Origin of the sequence: Pseudarthrobacter sp. AB1 (assembly GCF_014926485.1) — a bacterium.
Taxonomy (GTDB): domain Bacteria; phylum Actinomycetota; class Actinomycetes; order Actinomycetales; family Micrococcaceae; genus Arthrobacter.
In genome coordinates this window covers 241,194-257,069 of the sequence record NZ_PZKO01000008.1, presented here as the reverse complement: position 1 = coordinate 257,069, position 15,876 = coordinate 241,194, and the positions used below count along the sequence as shown (strand labels likewise).

The window sequence follows — 15,876 nt, the reverse complement described above, 5'->3', positions numbered from 1 at the left end:
CAACCGCGGCACTGTTCCGCGAGATCAGACGGAGACTTTTTGTGAGCGTCACGCAGCCTGACCGTGTATCCATCGACCGTGTTCCCATCCGCCGGGCGCTGATCTCGGTTTACGACAAGACCGGTCTGGAGGAGCTCGCGAAGGGCCTGCACGCGGCCGGCGTGAAGATCGTTTCCACCGGTTCCACGGCCAAGAAGATCGCCGCGGCCGGCATCCCGGTCCAGGAGGTCGAAGAAGTCACCGGGTCCCCCGAAATGCTGGATGGCCGCGTCAAGACCCTGCACCCGCGCGTCCACGGCGGCATCCTGGCCGACCGCCGCGTCCCGGCCCACATGGACACGTTGACCAAAATGGAGATCGAAACCTTCGACCTGGTGGTGGTGAACCTCTACCCGTTCGTTGAGACCGTGAAGTCCGGCGCCCCGCAGGACGATGTCGTTGAGCAGATCGACATCGGCGGCCCCGCGATGGTGCGATCGGCAGCCAAGAACCACGCCGCCGTCGCCATTGTTGTTGACCCCACGTTCTACGGATCCGTGGTCATCGCCGCCGCTGAGGGCGGCTTTGACCTGAAGACCCGACGCCGGCTGGCCGCCAAGGCGTTTGCCCACACCGCCTCCTACGACAACGCCGTTGCCACCTGGACTGCCAGCCAGTTCCTGGATGAAGACGGCGACGGCATTATCGACTGGCCTGCCTACGCGGGCCTGTCGCTGGAGCGATCCGAGGTCCTCCGCTACGGGGAAAACCCGCACCAGCAGGCTGCGCTGTATGTGGACAAGGCAGCCCCGGCCGGCATCGCACAGGCCGATCAGCTGCACGGCAAGGCCATGAGCTACAACAACTTTGTGGACGCCGACGCCGCCCTCCGCGCCGCGTTCGACTTCGCCGAGCCCGCCGTCGCCATCATCAAGCACGCCAACCCGTGCGGTGTCGCCGTTGGTTCCACGGGTGCTGCAGACCCGATCGCTGATGCCCACGCCAAGGCCCACGCCTGCGACCCCGTTTCGGCCTTTGGCGGTGTCATCGCTGCCAACCGGACGGTCACCGCCGCCATGGCACAGACCGTTGCCGGCATCTTCACCGAGGTTGTCATTGCCCCGGACTTCGAGCCCGAGGCCGTTGAGATCCTCGCCAAGAAGAAGAACATCCGCCTGCTGGCCCTGCCCGAAGGCTACGGCCGCTACCCGGCAGAAATGCGCCAGGTTTCCGGCGGCGTCCTGGTACAGATGAGCGACAAGGTGGACGCCGACGGCGACGACCCCGCGAACTGGACCCTCGCCGCCGGCGAAGCCGCTGACGAAAAGACCCTCGCGGACCTCGCCTTCGCCTGGACCGCCTGCCGCGCCGCAAAGTCCAACGCCATTCTGCTCGCGAACCACGGTGCCGCAGTTGGCATCGGCATGGGCCAGGTCAACCGCCTGGATTCCTGCAAGTTGGCCGTGGAGCGGGCCAACACGCTGGGCGTTTCGGTGGAGTCCGACGTCGAAGGTGCTGGCGGTGCGTCAAACGCCAACGCCAGCGGCGCACCGCAGCGCGCCCTCGGTGCCGTCGCTGCTTCCGACGCATTCTTCCCGTTCGCTGACGGCCTGCAGATCCTGATCGACGCGGGAGTCCGCGCCGTGGTGCAGCCGGGGGGTTCCGTCCGGGATGAGGAAGTCGTGGCCGCAGCCAACGCGGCCGGCGTCACCATGTACTTCACGGGTGCACGCCACTTCTTCCACTAGTCCCCACCGGGTCCCTCGCCGGCGTGGGCCCACCCACCGGCTCCCGCCCACGGTTAACGTCGACGGCGCCTGTCCCCAGCAAGGGACAGGCGCCGTCGGGCTTTAATGGGCAGCTACGAAGGACGTTGTATGGGGTCCGCGCCCCGCTGCATGAGGCGCGGACCTCCTTCCGGAAGCCGGAGCTCCCGGGGCTTTGCGTCGGCCATTCGCTGTTTGGTCCAGTACTCGAGGATCTCCTCGTGCGACGCGGCAAGCTCGCTGTGGCTGACGGATTCGCCGCCTGGCGAGGTTTCCTTAGGAAGCGGCCGCACTGGCGTAGGTCTGCTGGATGACGGTGCCCCAGTATGGGCCGTACATTACGGCGGAACCGCTGTTGTATCCGTAGCTGTTGATGGAGTTCTGCAGGCCGTTAGAACCGCTGGTTTCGGGGGTGCTGCCCTGGATGAACCAGGGACCGCCGGAGGATCCGCCGGTCATATCGCAAGCTATGCCTTGCGAATTGAACTGGGGATTGCGCCTGTCGTCCGACGCGGTGCCGTAGCAGCTCTTGAGCGTCTCGCCGTTGAAGGGCGAAGCTGCGGGGTAGCCGTAGGACTTGTATGTCAGGCCGCGGGCTGCGTTGAATTCGACGCCGGATCCGGTCACGACGTCAGAGAGGTACTGGCCGTTGAGCTGGTTGACGACCGCGAAGCCGGTGTCGTATTGCATGTCGCCTGAGCCACTCCACTGGCCGGGAGCGTAAAGGGCCTTGGCGCTCCACCGGCCGTAGGGGGCGGCGCCGTCCAGGTAGGCAGGAACAAAAATGAAATTGGCAGCAAAAGTTCCGGGACCCTCGTTGAGGCAGTGGCCGGCCGTGGCGACGGTGCTCTTGTTGGCCGAAACCACGGCGTTGCCTGAACAGACGTAGTTGGTGCCGCCGAGGGTGAAGAACACCTTGCCGATGTGGTCGACGGGGTTTTCGTTGACGGCGATGGTGGTCTTGCCCTTGGCGGCCTGGACCTTGGTGTTTTTGCCCTTCTCCACCGTCGCGGCGCTGGACGTGTTGCCGCGCTCCAGTGCCTTGCCGGCCAAGACGTCACCGGGAATCGCGGCGCGCATGCGGTCTGATGTCCAGTAGTCTGCCGCACCGGTGCTGTCCACTGCAGTGCTGGTGACGGAGGCTTGCCCTTTGTCCCCGGATGGGGTCGGTGCTGCCGATGCTCCGCCGGCCGTGGTCAACGCCAGGAGCGCGGCTGCGGAAAGGCTCAGAAGGCGGGTAGCCAGAGACCTCGTACGTGTCATGGTTGTCCTGTCTAAACGGGTGGGGGAGGGCTCCAGTCAAGCCCGCCGAGTGACCTACCGAATTTATCCGGCTATGACAACTTTGTAAATAGTAGTGACGTCTCATGTATGGTCAGGCCCTGACCTGCACGAAAGCCGCAGCTTGACCACAAAAATCCCGCAGACCGCCTTTAGATCGGGCGCCGGTTCTGGCGGGGACTGACGTTCAGGACTAATTTTGAAGCACAGCAATGATTGTCCGACTGGGCTCCGGACACGTAAGAGATTTGGGGCCCTCGCCATGTTTTCCTTCCGTAGACCAGCCAAGAAGTCCGCCGCCCGTGGCCGTCACTTCTCCGCCGCCGACCCGCAGGAGGCTGCCAATGGCCTGGCAGCCCAGACTGAAGCCTTACGGCTACGAGACGTTGACCCGGTTCACACTTTCACCGCAACCTCGGAGCTTCGCCGCCGCGATCCCAAGTATGCGCAGATCTGGCCCAGTGATGTTCCCCACAGGAGGCGCTGACTGAACTGGTGCCCTGGCGGGCTACGCCCGAAACTCCTGAAAGCACCGCGCGACGGCGGATTGCCGCCGGTGTGCGCCGCGCCGTCGAGAGTTTTCCAACGCTGTAATCCGGCAGTAACGGAGCGGCGCCTACGGCTGTGGGTAGGGTCCAACAGCATGTACTCAGGTAAGTTAGGGGTGGTGAAATAGAACAAATTTCCAAGAAATCAGCCGACCTCCAGGGAGACGCCCGCGCATGTCCAAGATTATCTATACCCACACCGACGAAGCGCCGATGCTGGCTACTTATTCGTTCTTGCCGATCATCGAGGCGTTTGCTTCGACCGCAGGTGTGGAGGTGGAGACCCGTGACATTTCGCTCGCAGGCCGCATCATCTCCGTGTTCGGTGACTACCTCACCCCGGAACAGCAGATCGGCGACGCCCTTGCTGAACTCGGTGAACTGGCAAAGTCGCCGGATGCCAACATCATCAAGCTGCCCAACATCAGCGCTTCCATCCCGCAGCTGAAGGCCGCCATCGCCGAACTCCAGGGCCAAGGCTACAACCTGCCCGACTACCCGGACAACCCCTCCTCCGACGAAGAGACGGCCGTCCGCTCCCGCTACGACAAGATCAAGGGCTCCGCTGTGAACCCGGTCCTGCGCGAGGGAAACTCGGACCGCCGTGCGCCGCTGTCCGTGAAGAACTACGCCCGCCAGAACCCGCACTCCATGGGTGCCTGGTCCGCGGAGTCCAAGACCAACGTCGCCACCATGACCGCTGACGACTTCCGCGCGAACGAGAAGTCCGTGGTCATCGGGGCCGACGGAACCATCGCCATCCAGCTGGTCCGCGAAGACGGCTCGGTCAAGGTCCTGAAGAAGGACTTCCCCGTGCTGGCCGGCGAAGTCATCGACGGCACAGTCATGCGCGCCGCGGCACTGGACGAGTTCCTGGTAGCCCAGGTAGTCCGTGCCAAGGATGAGGGCGTCCTGTTCTCCGCGCACCTGAAGGCCACCATGATGAAGGTCTCGGACCCCATCATCTTCGGCCATGTCGTGAAGGCCTATTTCTCCGAACTGTTCGAGACCTATGGCAAGCAGCTCACCGCTGCCGGTTTGAGCGCCAACAACGGCCTGGCCGCCATCCTGAGCGGCCTCGAGGAGCTGCCGGAGGACGTCCGTGCAGGTGTGAAGGCGCTCATTCAGAAGGGCCTCGACGACGGTCCCGCCCTGGCCATGGTGGACTCGGACAAGGGCATCACCAGCCTGAACGTTCCCTCCGACATCATCGTGGACGCTTCCATGCCCGCCATGATCCGCTCCTCCGGCCACATGTGGGGCCCGGAAGGCCAGGAAGCCGACACCCTGGCGGTCCTTCCGGACAGCTCCTACGCCGGCATCTACCAGGTTGTCCTGGATGACTGCCGCGCCCACGGCGCCTTTGACCCCACCACCATGGGCACCGTCCCGAACGTGGGCCTGATGGCCCAGGCCGCCGAGGAATACGGCAGCCATGACAAGACGTTCGAGATCCAGGAAGCCGGGACGGTGCAGATCGTGGACGGCTCCGGTGCTGTGCTGATCGAACACGAGGTTGCCTCGGGTGACATCTGGCGCGCCTGCCAGACCAAGGATGCCCCCATCCGCGACTGGGTCAAGCTTGCCGTCACCCGCGCCCGCGCCTCCAAGACGCCCGCAGTGTTCTGGCTGGACGAGTCCCGCGCGCACGACACCAACCTCATCGCCAAGGTCAACGAATACCTCAAGGACCATGACACCGAGGGTTTGCAGATCGAAATCATGTCTCCGATGAAGGCAACGACCTTCACCCTGGAGCGCATCCGCAAGGGCGAGGACACCATCTCCGTCTCCGGCAACGTGCTGCGTGACTACCTCACGGACCTGTTCCCCATCCTGGAACTGGGCACCAGCGCCAAGATGCTCTCGGTTGTTCCCCTGATGAACGGTGGCGGACTCTTCGAGACCGGCGCCGGCGGATCGGCCCCCAAGCACGTCCAGCAGCTGCTCAAGGAAAACCACCTGCGCTGGGACAGCCTGGGTGAATTCCTGGCTTTGGCCGTCAGCTTCGAACACCTGGCGACTACCACGGACAACGCCCGCGCGCAGGTCCTGGCAGACACTCTGGACAAGGCGACTGGAACCTTCCTGCTGGAAAACAAGTCCCCGAGCCGCCGCGCCGGCGAGCTGGACAACCGTGGCAGCCACTACTTCCTCGCACGCTACTGGGCCGAGGAACTGGCCAAGCAGACCGAGGACACGGAACTGGCGGCATCGTTCGCGGCTGTGGCCAAGGAGCTTTCGTCCAACGAGGACACTATCGTCGGCGAACTGGCCGCGGTGCAGGGCTCAGCGGTGGACGTCGGCGGTTACTACCGTCCGGATGAGGCCAAGGCCTCAGCCGTGATGCGTCCGTCTGCGACTCTGAACAAGGTTATTGCGACCCTGGGCTAAGCGGAGCCGAACCTTAAGAGGCGGCGCCCCGGGGAACCGGGGCGCCGCTTTTTTGTCTTTTCGATCGTACGGGATGAAGCATGGGCGGGTTAATAACCCTCCACGCCGTCTGACCTTAGTCGCCCTTGCCCTTGCCTTTATTTCCCTTGCCTTCAGATGCCGGTGCCGTGGCCACCTTGGCGGCCTCAGCCGCAGCGGCATCCGCTTCCGCCTGCTTTTGTGCCGCGGCCGCGTCCTCTGCAGCCTTCGCGGCCGCGGCGTCGGCTTCGGCCTTGGCCGCTGTCAGGTCTGCGCGGACAGCGGCAGCGGCCGTGGTGATGCTACGCCGGCGTTCCTCCGTAACCTTTCCGCTCCCCACAGCGGACTCGAGATCGGCCTCGAGGCTCTCCAGGGCCGCCAGCCCGCCGGAAAGGTCGTTGGCGGCGGCAGCCTGGCTGACGCGGAGGACCCGTTCCTGGAGTTGGCGGGCGGAATCACGTTGCAGGCCGGTCTCAGCCGGGCCGCACGCTGCCAACGAAACGGCCAGCAGGACGGCTGTGACAGCTGTGAGGCCCTGGGCTGCCGCAGAACGCCAGCGGTGATTCTGTGCACTGCTCATGGTTTCACGCTCTCCTGAAGTTCCTTGAGGTGGTCGCCCAAAGTGCCGGTGACGGCGGGGTAAGGAACGACGTCGGGCGTTGGCTCAGGTGCCAGGCTGTAGGTCAGCGCCGTTCCGGCTGCTCCAGCGGAGAGAACGCCCAGCGCGATGACCGTCCAGAACCGCCTTCCGGTGTGGCGAAGACGGGACAAGTCCGGGACCCGGCTGCGCGGGTCGGAACGGCGGGTGGCGTCCCGTTGTGTCCTGCTGGCACGGACTACCGGCAGGTCGGATTCAGCCGTGATGGCGATGGACGGCGGCCTGAACGGCATGGCCGGGAGTACTCGGGTTGTCTCCGGTTCAAGCTCGCCCGGTGCTGACACGGGTGACACCAGGGCTTGGCGCAGAACGGATTCAACGTCGGCCGCGACGGGACGTTCCAGCGGTTCGATGGCAGTCATGGAACGGATCAGATCAGCCCACTCCGCCGGAAGGTCAGCAGGGATCTCGGGCGTCCGGTGCAACCTGGCCACTGCGGATTCAACTGCGCTGCCCGGGAACTCAACGGTCTGCTTGACGCATTCCAGGAGAACCAGACCCAGCGAGTAGATGTCAGTGGCGGCCGACAAGGGAGAACCCATGGCCTGCTCCGGGCTGAGGTACGCGGCCGTTCCAACCATGGTCCCCGTGGCGGTCAGCCGGGCTGCATCCGCGATCCTGGCAATGCCAAAATCGGTGAGTTTGGCGCGTAAAGGCTCGCCCGGACGGATCTGCACGAGCAGGATGTTCCCGGGCTTGATGTCGCGGTGGATGATGCCTAAGCCGTGCACGTAGGCCAGCGCGTCAGCTATGCCTGCCCCGATGACTGCAAGTTCGTCCAAAGGAACTGCACTGTGCCTGATCCGGCTGCGGAGGTCCTGGCCCTCCACGAGTTCCATAGTCAGGAAGGGGCGAGGTTCGGCCAGGACACGCGTATCGATGCCTGCGTCGAACAGCGTGACCAGGCTGGGATGGTTGAGCGTTGCCAGCAGCTGGATTTCGGCTTCCTGGCGCTTGAGCTCATTGGCATCAGGCGCCTGTGGGGCAAAGAGCTTCAGGGCGACATCCCGGCCCAGGTTTTCGTCCCGGGCGCGGTAGACGGTTGACATGCCGCCGCGGCCGACTATGTCAGCCAGCCGATAGCGTCCGCCGAGCACTTCATTCTTAATGGAGCTAGGCGAATCCGCCACCATGACCAGTTCCTCCCGGTGCGCTGCGGCACTGTTCTTCCCCAATAATACCGGCCGGTAAGGCATCCGTTAAGCCGCCTGCCGGCACGCCGACGGCCCGGCTGAGAAGTGATTGGGACTTTCAGCCAGGCCTTCGGGCCACAAGGACTACTGCAGGTAGTTGAGTTCTCCGGTGACCACCTCCTATTGGAAAAGCTGGTTATGCCGCGAACGGCCGAGCCGGTATGTTGACGGTTTTAGTTGTCGCCGCCCGCTGAGGGCCACGTCCGCTTAGGCCTTTCGGCGACGCTTGAGCATCAGCAGTCCGGCAAGCAGCAGGATAAGGGCGAGCGGGATAAGGGAAGCATCCATGCCCGTCTTGGCCAGCATGGTGGCGCCGCCCTGGCTTGTGGTGTTGCCCGTGGTGTTCACCGCGGCAGATACCGAACCCGTGGTGTTGCCAGCGGGAAGAACGGTGATGCCGGTGGTGCCAGCTCCCGTGGTGCCGTCAGTACCGGTTCCCGGGTCGGTGGTGTCAGTGTCACCGGTCGTGCCGGTTCCCGGGTCGGTGGTTTCCGTACCCGGGGTTCCGCAGCCGTCGGGTCCGCCGCCGATGATGACGCATGCATCAAGACCAACATTCACATCATCAAGGACGCCGGACGTGTCCAGGCCCAGATCTACGTCAACCGCAGCGTCGAGAGCGCCGTCGGTGCCGCCGAGGATGCTGTCACCGAGGCCGAGGCCGAGGCCGAGGTTGATGTCCGCTGCTGCGGCGACGTCAGCGTTGGTGGTGTCCGTTCCGCTGCCGTCAGTGCTGCCAAGAAGGCCGTCGCCGAGTCCAAGATTGGCGTCGACTACAGCGGCGACATCCGCTGCATCCGACTGCGTTGGGCCACCCAGCAGACCCAACGACGTCGTGTCAACGGATGCCGCGGCTGAGACCAGGGCTGATACGGAAAGGTCCGGTCCGTTCGTTGTGTCCGCGGCACTGGCTGCGGTGGCGCCGAAGGCGAGTAGCCCGCCGGTGAAGAGGGTGCTGAGCAGCCCTCTGCGAAGGTTGCAATTCATGATGTTCTCTCCTGAGAAACTGATTTTGGGCGCCGGTCAGCGCCTTGAGACCGTGTTCTGCCCATGGAGAAGGGCAGGCAGGGCTCAACTAGTCAGGAGAGGAACCCGGGTCGAATGACACCGGTGAAGGGGCATGCTCAGATGATCCGCTGATGGGAAAGACTGCCAGGACCGGCACGTTGAAACCGAACTCGTCCAGCCAGGCAGCAGCGCCTGAGGCGCCGGAGGGCGAGGCGCCGCTCCCTGCCCCCGACGCTGGGCCTGCCGGGGCAGGAGCCGGAGGAGTGAAAGGATCCGTGGTCTAAGGGCTTTCTGCCGGGACTGCGTGCATTTCTGTGCCGGCTGCAACCGGCAGCGACGACGTTCCCGTGACGGCAAGCAATTTGTCGGCAGAGCCGGGGGAGTTCGTGACGGCATCAGTTGTGACGTGCCCTGCTGCAGCGGGGGCGTCCGTGACCGCCAAGGTCTCGCCGGCAACGGCAGTCACTTCAAGCGGCACCAGCCCGGGCAGCGTGACCGGTGCGGACAGGACGGTCACCTCTACCAGGTCCACCACGGGTTTCAGAACAGGCTCAAGAACCGGTGCAGCGTCGGTGAGGGGCGGGGCGACTGTCTCAATCAGGTCAACTGCAGCGGTATCCACCACTGCAGCAACCGGGACGGCCACGGCCGTGACGGTGCCCGCCGGAACCACGCTCGTCACCACAGGGACCGCGGCAATTAGCTGATCCGCTGTGCCCGCCACATTGCCCGTTACGGGGTGCAGGAGTCCGGTGGGTGAAGGAGCCGGCGAGCCGGCGTCAAGAATGGGGGAAAAGGCACCCGGTAATGGCCCTGTCAGGGAAGAAACCGGTGAGTTGGCGCCGTCCGGAAGGGACCTGGAATCCCTCGAAGAGTCCGCCGTTGCGGCAGACGCGTAGAGTGTCAGCCAGGTAGCGGTTACCGCACCTGCGAGGAGCAGCGGCCGGAGCGCGCGCCACGGCTGTCGGACTTTAGCCATGCGTACCACCCCCAGTACGGTTGAGACCTACGATTTCATCAGCCCAAGACTCCCGCGTGGAGCAAGTCTAGGGAAATGGAAAATACAACCAGCATATTTACTACTTTGTCACTCACCCATCGATAACCGAATGTCGATCGTCAGACCTGTTTACAAAGGAAGTCACAGTCCCGAAACGGGAAGAATCCGGTAATTCAGTGGGCATCGTTTGGGTAGCTGACGCCCAGCTGCCCGCGCACTCCGTCAAAGAGCCGCATCGTCTTGATGGAATCCTCCAGCGGCATAACGGGGCTCTCCGTGAGCCCCTGCTGGATGCAACGGGTCACCTCGCGCAGTTCGTAGGTATAGCCGATGCCGACGACGTCGAACGTCTCCGAGCGCAGCCCTTCCCGGCCGATGCCGATCACCAGCTCCCGCGGATTGTTGATTGAACCGACGCTCTGGAGGTAGCCCAGGCTACCCGCCACGGTTGCCGTCCGCGGACCGTGGGCCAGGAGCGAGGACGTCAGCTGGGCCTGAGCCCCATGGCTGTAGCCGAGCGTCAGAGCATTCTGGGCGTCTACGCCGTCGTCATTAATGCAGCCGGTGGCACTGACGGTCTGCGGGAAACCCAGCGTACCCACCGCCCACAGCAGGGGGTAGACCGAGATGTCCAGGAGGGCGCCGCCACCATCCTGCCTGGCCCACAGCCTGGACGTCGGGGAATAGGGTGCGGGAAAGCCCAGGTCAGCGGTCACCCAGTGCACGTCCCCGAGCTCCCCGGATGCGGCAATCTCGAACGCCCGCTGCATGCCCGGGAGGAAGCGGGACCACACGGCCTCCATGAGGAAGAGCTTCCGTTCCCGGGCAATCGCGGCGAGCTCACTCGCTTCCCTGGCATTGATGGTGAACGCCTTTTCGCACAGGACGTGCTTGCCCGCATTGAGCGCAGCAAGCACAATCTCGTGGTGTTGGGCGTGCGGTGTGGCGACGTAGACGACTTCCACCGACTCATCGGCGAGCAGCCGCTGGTAGCCGGGCACGCCGTCGTGGTCTCCGTATGCCTTGGTGAAACCGTAGTCCGTGGCGAATTTCTCCGCGGTGCCCTGTGAACGGGAACTGACGGCGTAGGGCTCGGCGTCAGAAAGCAGTGCCAGGTCCTGCGAGACCGACCGCGCGATCCCGCCTGTGGCTATGACACCCCACCGCAGGCGTTTTCCGGTGCCGGACCGGGGATCCTGGTCGGGCTGACTGGACAGCCACGGTGTGGCAATGGGCGCACTCATGGTGACCATCCTCTCATCCAGTACTACTTCAGACGTCAGACCAGTGCGCGTGCCGGTTCTTCCGCCAGTCTGCCCTGCTGGAGCCTGAAGCGGCGGTCCGTCTTGTTGGCCAACGCCTTGTCGTGGGTGACCACAAGGATAGTGGTGTTGTGGTCACGGCTGAGCGAGCTGAGCAGTTCGATGATGTGATCGCCGGTCTGCTCGTCCAGGTTGCCGGTGGGCTCGTCCGCAAGGATCAGCCTGGGTTCGTTGGCCAGCGCGCGGGCGATTGCCACACGCTGCTGCTCGCCACCGGATAGCCGGTTGATGCGGCGCACCTGTTTCTCCGGGTCCAGCTGCACCTGCTCCAGAAGGTCCATTGCCCGCTGCCGACGCTCTGCCCTGCGCATGCCCGCGAACTCCATGGGCAGCATGACGTTGTCCATCGCGGAAAGGTTGGGGATCAGGTTGAACTGCTGGAAAACGAACCCGATATCCCGGCGGCGGTACTCAGTCAGCTTGCCGTCCGGCATCCCGGCCAGGCTCACGCCGTTGACGACGACGTCTCCGCTGGTGGGTTTGTCCAGCGCACCCAGGAGGGACAACAGTGTGCTCTTGCCGCTGCCGCTTTTGCCGACGATGGAGGCCGTAGTGCCCTGCTCCAGAACAAAACTGACATCGTTGACCGGCTTGATGGTGCGGTCACCGGAGTTGAAAGTGCGGACCAGGTTCTTGACTTCAATCATGGCTATTCTCCTCGCAGGACTTCGATGGGACGGATGCGTGCCGTGAGCAGTGCCGGGACCAGCGCGCCGATGATGGCCACGCCGAACACCGCTGCGATCCCGGCGGCGATGACGCCGGGGGAGGCGCTGGCGGTGACCGATGTCAGCAGCTGGGAAGCCCCGCCAAGGGGTCCTCCCTGGCCGCCGGGGAAGCCGGTACCGCCGCCCGGCATTCCAGCGCCGCCGGCAGCGCCGGCCATGGCGGCCGCGCGACCGGTGGTGGCGGCCGCCGTCGTCGTGGTGTTAGTGCTGATCAGGGCGGAAGCGATGCCTCCGCTGGCAAAGGAGGCGACGGCGGCGCCCACCGCGCTGCCCATGGCCACCAGTACCAGCGCCTCCAGCACGAACTGCAGGCCGATGGTCCGGTTAGGGGCTCCGATCGCCTTCAGGACACCGATTTCCCGGCGGCGCTCGCGGACCAGCATGACCATGATCAGCAGGATGATCAGTCCAGCGGTGCCCAGGGCTGCGACGAAGGCGATGAAGGAGATGTTCTTGACGCTGCCAAGCGAGCTGACGGCGGACTCCAGGTTCTGGCCCTGGGTGACGTCGGCCTTGTCGGTGCCCAGGGCAGACGCAAGCGCGGTCTTGGCGGTCTCGAGGTTTTCCAAGCTGTCCACCGTCACGATCATCGATGACAGCTCGCCCGGCAGTTCCGCGACAGTCTGGGCCGTTGGGAGGGTCAGGTACAGGGCATTGTTGCCGAACGCGGTGCCGGAATCGAACAGGCCGGCCACGGTGAACGCCTGGTCGTTGATGGTGAACGTGGAACCGACGGCCAGGTTGTTCTTCTCGGCCAGAGTGGTTCCCAGGAGGGCGTTGGCGGATTCATCCGTGTAGTCGCCGAGCCCGGTGCCTTCGGTGATGGTCAGGGCCTTGCCGGTGCTGTCCACTTCGCTGCCGATACCGGTTGCGGTGATGGGAAGCGAGCGTACAGCCTGCGCGGTGGTGGTTCCGGTGGTGCCGTTCGCGGCCTGGTTCCTGCCGCCCAGCGTGCCTGCGTCGATGGCCGCGGTCAGGCTGGTTGTCAGCGTTGTGGCACTCTGTCCACCGGGACCGCCTTGGCCGCCGCCGGGGCTAACCTGGCCGCCGGCCGCCGTCTGCGCAGCGGCTTCGGCAGCGTTCCGCAGCCTGAGTGCACCGGTTCCGACGACGGAACTGACGTTGGGGACGGCAGCTGCGGTGGCGGCCTGCTCGGCAGTCAGCGGTTCGCCGCCGCCTTCGAAGCCCTGGCCGCCAGCCGGGTTGACGGTCAGGACGGTCCCGACGGATGCGTTCAGCTCCTGGACTTTGGCTCCGACGGCCTGGTTGGCCACCAGCATGGCCAATGCTAGTCCGATCGCGACGGCCAGGACTGCCACCACCGCAGCCGTTCGAACCTTGTTTCTGAAGGCATTGCCTACACTCCGGGCAAGGACGCTCACTGTACTCCTAGGATCTGGGGCCGGCGGAAGGCCGGCATCTGCTCCAACCCTCCCTTCCGGGCCTGTGCAGGACGACGGGCGAACCTATGTTTACGCTGTGAAGGCTGGCCGCTTAAGGCAGAATGCCCCGGCTCCCTGTGGGGGCCGGGGCATGTCCGCGTTCGGTGTTACTTGGTGATCGGGCCGAGTACCGGATCGTCGGTGTAGGCCGTCTTGACGTTTGCTGCCGTTACGATGACCGGCTCCAGCAGGAACGCCGGAACGACCTTCGTGCCGTTGTCGTAGGACTTGTCATCGTTGACCTCGGGCGTCTTGCCTGCCTGCAGGTCCTTGACCATGGTGATCGCGTGCTCAACGAGCTTGCGGGTGTCCTTGTTGATGGTGGAGTACTGCTCACCAGCCATGATGGACTTGACGGACTCAACCTCGGAGTCCTGGCCCGTGATGACAGGCAGCGGCTTGCCGGCGGCCTTGACGGAGGTCAGGACTGCGCGGGCCAGCGTGTCGTTCGGGGACAGTACGCCGTCCAGCGTGGCGCTGCCGTACGTGCCTGCCAACAGGGTGTCCGTACGCCGCTGGGCGTTCTCGGCCTTCCAGCCCTGGGTGACGGCCTGTTCGAACGAGGTCTGTCCGGACATGACCGTGAGGGTGCCGTCGTCGATCTTCGGCTGCAGGATGCTCATGGCGCCGTCGAAGAAGACCTTCGCATTGGCGTCATCCGGGGAACCGGCGAAGAGCTCGATGTTGTACGGACCCTCGGGCTTCTTGGCCTTCATTCCGTCCAGCAGCGCCTGGCCCTGCAGCTCGCCGACCTTGAAGTTGTCGTAGGCCACGTAGTAGTCCACGTTCTCGGTGTTCAGCAGCAGACGGTCGTACGCGATGATGGTCGCGCCGGCGTCTTTGGCCTGCCGGAGCTGGGTGCCGAGCTGGGCGCCGTCGATGGCGCCGACGATGATGACCTTGGCGCCCTTGGTGACCATGGCGCTGATCTGGTTCTGCTGCTCGGAGACGCCGCCGTTGGCAAACTGTACGTCGGCCTTGAAGCCAGCGCTGTTGAGGCCGTCGTTGAACAGCTTCTCGGCCAGGACCCAGTTTTCGCTGGTCTTCTGCGGGAGCGCGACGCCGATCGAGGAGTCCTGCGGGAATCCTGCTGCGCCTGAGGCGCCGCCGGGGGTGGTGGGTTCCGTGCGGCCGCAGGCCGTCAGCGCCAGTGCTGCGATGGCGGCGATCGCCGCTACCTTTCCTGCTTTACCAATCATTTGCATTGCTTGGTTCTCTTTCTATAGGTGGTGTGGAGGAAATGTGGGGGAGCCGATCAGGCTTCGCGGTGGATGACTTCTTTGGTGCTGGTCGTCTCGTCGGGCTTGATCTCGTTGTTCCGGCCGAAGTTCTTCATCATCAAGCCGATGATGGACTTCTTGCCCTGGGACTTGTTATAGACATCGAAGGCCACCGCGATCAGCAGGACGAGGCCCTTGATGATCTGGGTCAGGTCGGCGCCGATTCCGAGCAGCTGCAGGCCGTTGTTCAGGACGGCCATCACCAGGCCACCGACTATCGAGCCGATCACGGTGCCGACGCCGCCGGTGACTGCTGCGCCGCCGATGAACACGGCCGCGATGGCGTCCAGTTCCCAGCCGACGCCGTCGAACGGCCCGGAAGCGGTGGAGCGGCCAACGAAGATCATGCCCGCAAGGCCGGCGAGGACTGACATGTTCATCATCACCAGGAAGTTGATCTTCTTGGACTGCACGCCCGACAGTTCGGCCGCATGGCGGTTGCCACCGACGGCATAGACGTGGCGTCCGACGATCGTCTTGGAGGAGACGAAACCGTAAATCAGCACGAGGAGCGCCAGGATGAGCCCCGGGATGGGGAACGAAGTGCCGGGACGGCCGGTGGCGAACAGATACGTGGCGAAAAGGATGGCGCCGCACACCAGGACCAGCTTGGTGATCACGACCCAGGCTTCGGGGACGTGGGCGCCGATGGCCTTGGCGTGGGAGCGGGAGCGCACGGCACTGAAGATGACGAACGCAACTCCGGCGAGGCCAAGCAACAGAGTGAGGTTGTTAAAGCCGGTGTCCGGCCCCACCTCCGGGAGGTAGCCGGAGCCCAGATACTGGAAATCGCGGGGGACCGGGATGGTGTTGGACTTGCCGATGAACTGGTTCAAGCCGCGGAACAGCAGCATGCCGGCCAGCGTCACGATGAAGGCGGGGATACCGACGTAGGCCGTCCAGAAGCCTTGCCACATCCCGATCAGCGCGCCGAGGGCGAGGCCCAGCAGCACACCGGCGTACCAGGGAAGTCCCCAGTCCCGCATGGCCATGGCCACCGAAACGCCCACGACGGCGGCGACGGAACCGACGGACAGATCGATGTGCCCAGCGATGATCACCAGCACCATGCCGATGGCCAGGATCAGGATGTAGGAGTTGCCGTTGAAGAGGTTGATGACGTTGCCTGAGGTGAGCGTATTGCCGCCGGTGGCCACCTGGAAGAAGATGATCAGTGCCACGAGGGCAAAAATCATGCCGAATTGGCGGGTGTTGCCGCCAAAGAGCTTCTTTAACGCGTTCATTGTGTCAGTCCTTGT

The 15,876-nt window shown here is 64.5% G+C and carries 12 protein-coding genes; 2 read left to right on the top strand and 10 right to left on the bottom strand.

The genetic code is table 11. From position 1 onward, the window contains the following. Positions 1 to 41: 41 nt before the first annotated feature. Entirely contained in the window at positions 42 to 1,727 is a 1,686-nt protein-coding gene (gene purH, locus DAD99_RS03240; RefSeq protein ID WP_193340303.1) for a bifunctional phosphoribosylaminoimidazolecarboxamide formyltransferase/IMP cyclohydrolase, read from the top strand. A gap of 294 nt (positions 1,728 to 2,021) precedes the next feature. On the opposite strand, the gene DAD99_RS03235 is transcribed toward purH, so the two are convergent. Further along, complete coding sequence (locus DAD99_RS03235; RefSeq protein ID WP_193340302.1) at positions 2,022 to 3,008, bottom strand: serine protease; 987 nt, start codon at positions 3,006 to 3,008, stop codon at positions 2,022 to 2,024. 740 nt (positions 3,009 to 3,748) lie between these two features. Between DAD99_RS03235 and DAD99_RS03230 the strand changes: the two genes are divergently transcribed. Further along, on the top strand, positions 3,749 to 5,968 hold the full coding sequence (locus DAD99_RS03230; protein WP_193340301.1) for an NADP-dependent isocitrate dehydrogenase: 2,220 nt from the start codon (positions 3,749 to 3,751) through the stop codon (positions 5,966 to 5,968). 115 nt (positions 5,969 to 6,083) lie between these two features. Here DAD99_RS03230 and DAD99_RS03225 read toward each other — a convergent pair whose 3' ends face one another. The 9 genes from DAD99_RS03225 to mmsB form a co-directional block, all read right to left on the bottom strand. After that, positions 6,084 to 6,566, bottom strand: coding sequence for a hypothetical protein (locus DAD99_RS03225; protein WP_193340300.1), 483 nt, complete (start codon positions 6,564 to 6,566; stop codon positions 6,084 to 6,086). Next, positions 6,563 to 7,777, bottom strand: a complete 1,215-nt coding sequence (locus DAD99_RS03220; protein ID WP_193340299.1) for a serine/threonine-protein kinase — start codon at positions 7,775 to 7,777, stop codon at positions 6,563 to 6,565. Before DAD99_RS03220 ends, DAD99_RS03225 begins: the two co-directional genes overlap by 4 nt. A 267-nt stretch (positions 7,778 to 8,044) precedes the next feature. Continuing rightward, positions 8,045 to 8,824 carry an LPXTG cell wall anchor domain-containing protein gene (locus tag DAD99_RS03215; RefSeq protein WP_193340298.1) on the bottom strand — a complete coding sequence of 260 codons (780 nt, stop codon included), beginning with the start codon at positions 8,822 to 8,824 and terminating at the stop codon, positions 8,045 to 8,047. Between the two features lie 301 nt (positions 8,825 to 9,125). Then, the gene (locus DAD99_RS03210) at positions 9,126 to 9,824 is read right to left on the bottom strand and encodes a hypothetical protein (protein ID WP_193340297.1); all 699 of its coding nucleotides are present in this window, start codon (positions 9,822 to 9,824) and stop codon (positions 9,126 to 9,128) included. A gap of 194 nt (positions 9,825 to 10,018) precedes the next feature. Continuing rightward, on the bottom strand, positions 10,019 to 11,089 hold the full coding sequence (locus DAD99_RS03205; protein ID WP_193340296.1) for a Gfo/Idh/MocA family protein: 1,071 nt from the start codon (positions 11,087 to 11,089) through the stop codon (positions 10,019 to 10,021). Between the two features lie 35 nt (positions 11,090 to 11,124). Then, entirely contained in the window at positions 11,125 to 11,814 is a 690-nt protein-coding gene (locus tag DAD99_RS03200; protein ID WP_193340295.1) for an ABC transporter ATP-binding protein, read from the bottom strand. Positions 11,815 to 11,816: 2 nt separating this feature from the next. Beyond that, positions 11,817 to 13,277: an FtsX-like permease family protein gene (locus DAD99_RS03195; protein ID WP_193340294.1), complete on the bottom strand. Its 1,461-nt coding sequence runs from the start codon at positions 13,275 to 13,277 to the stop codon at positions 11,817 to 11,819. Positions 13,278 to 13,444: 167 nt separating this feature from the next. Continuing rightward, positions 13,445 to 14,542, bottom strand: coding sequence for a sugar-binding protein (locus tag DAD99_RS03190; protein WP_193340293.1), 1,098 nt, complete (start codon positions 14,540 to 14,542; stop codon positions 13,445 to 13,447). 50 nt (positions 14,543 to 14,592) lie between these two features. After that, positions 14,593 to 15,861 (bottom strand): multiple monosaccharide ABC transporter permease, encoded by a 1,269-nt coding sequence (gene mmsB, locus DAD99_RS03185; RefSeq protein ID WP_193340292.1) that lies wholly within the window; start codon positions 15,859 to 15,861, stop codon positions 14,593 to 14,595. Positions 15,862 to 15,876: the final 15 nt, after the last annotated feature.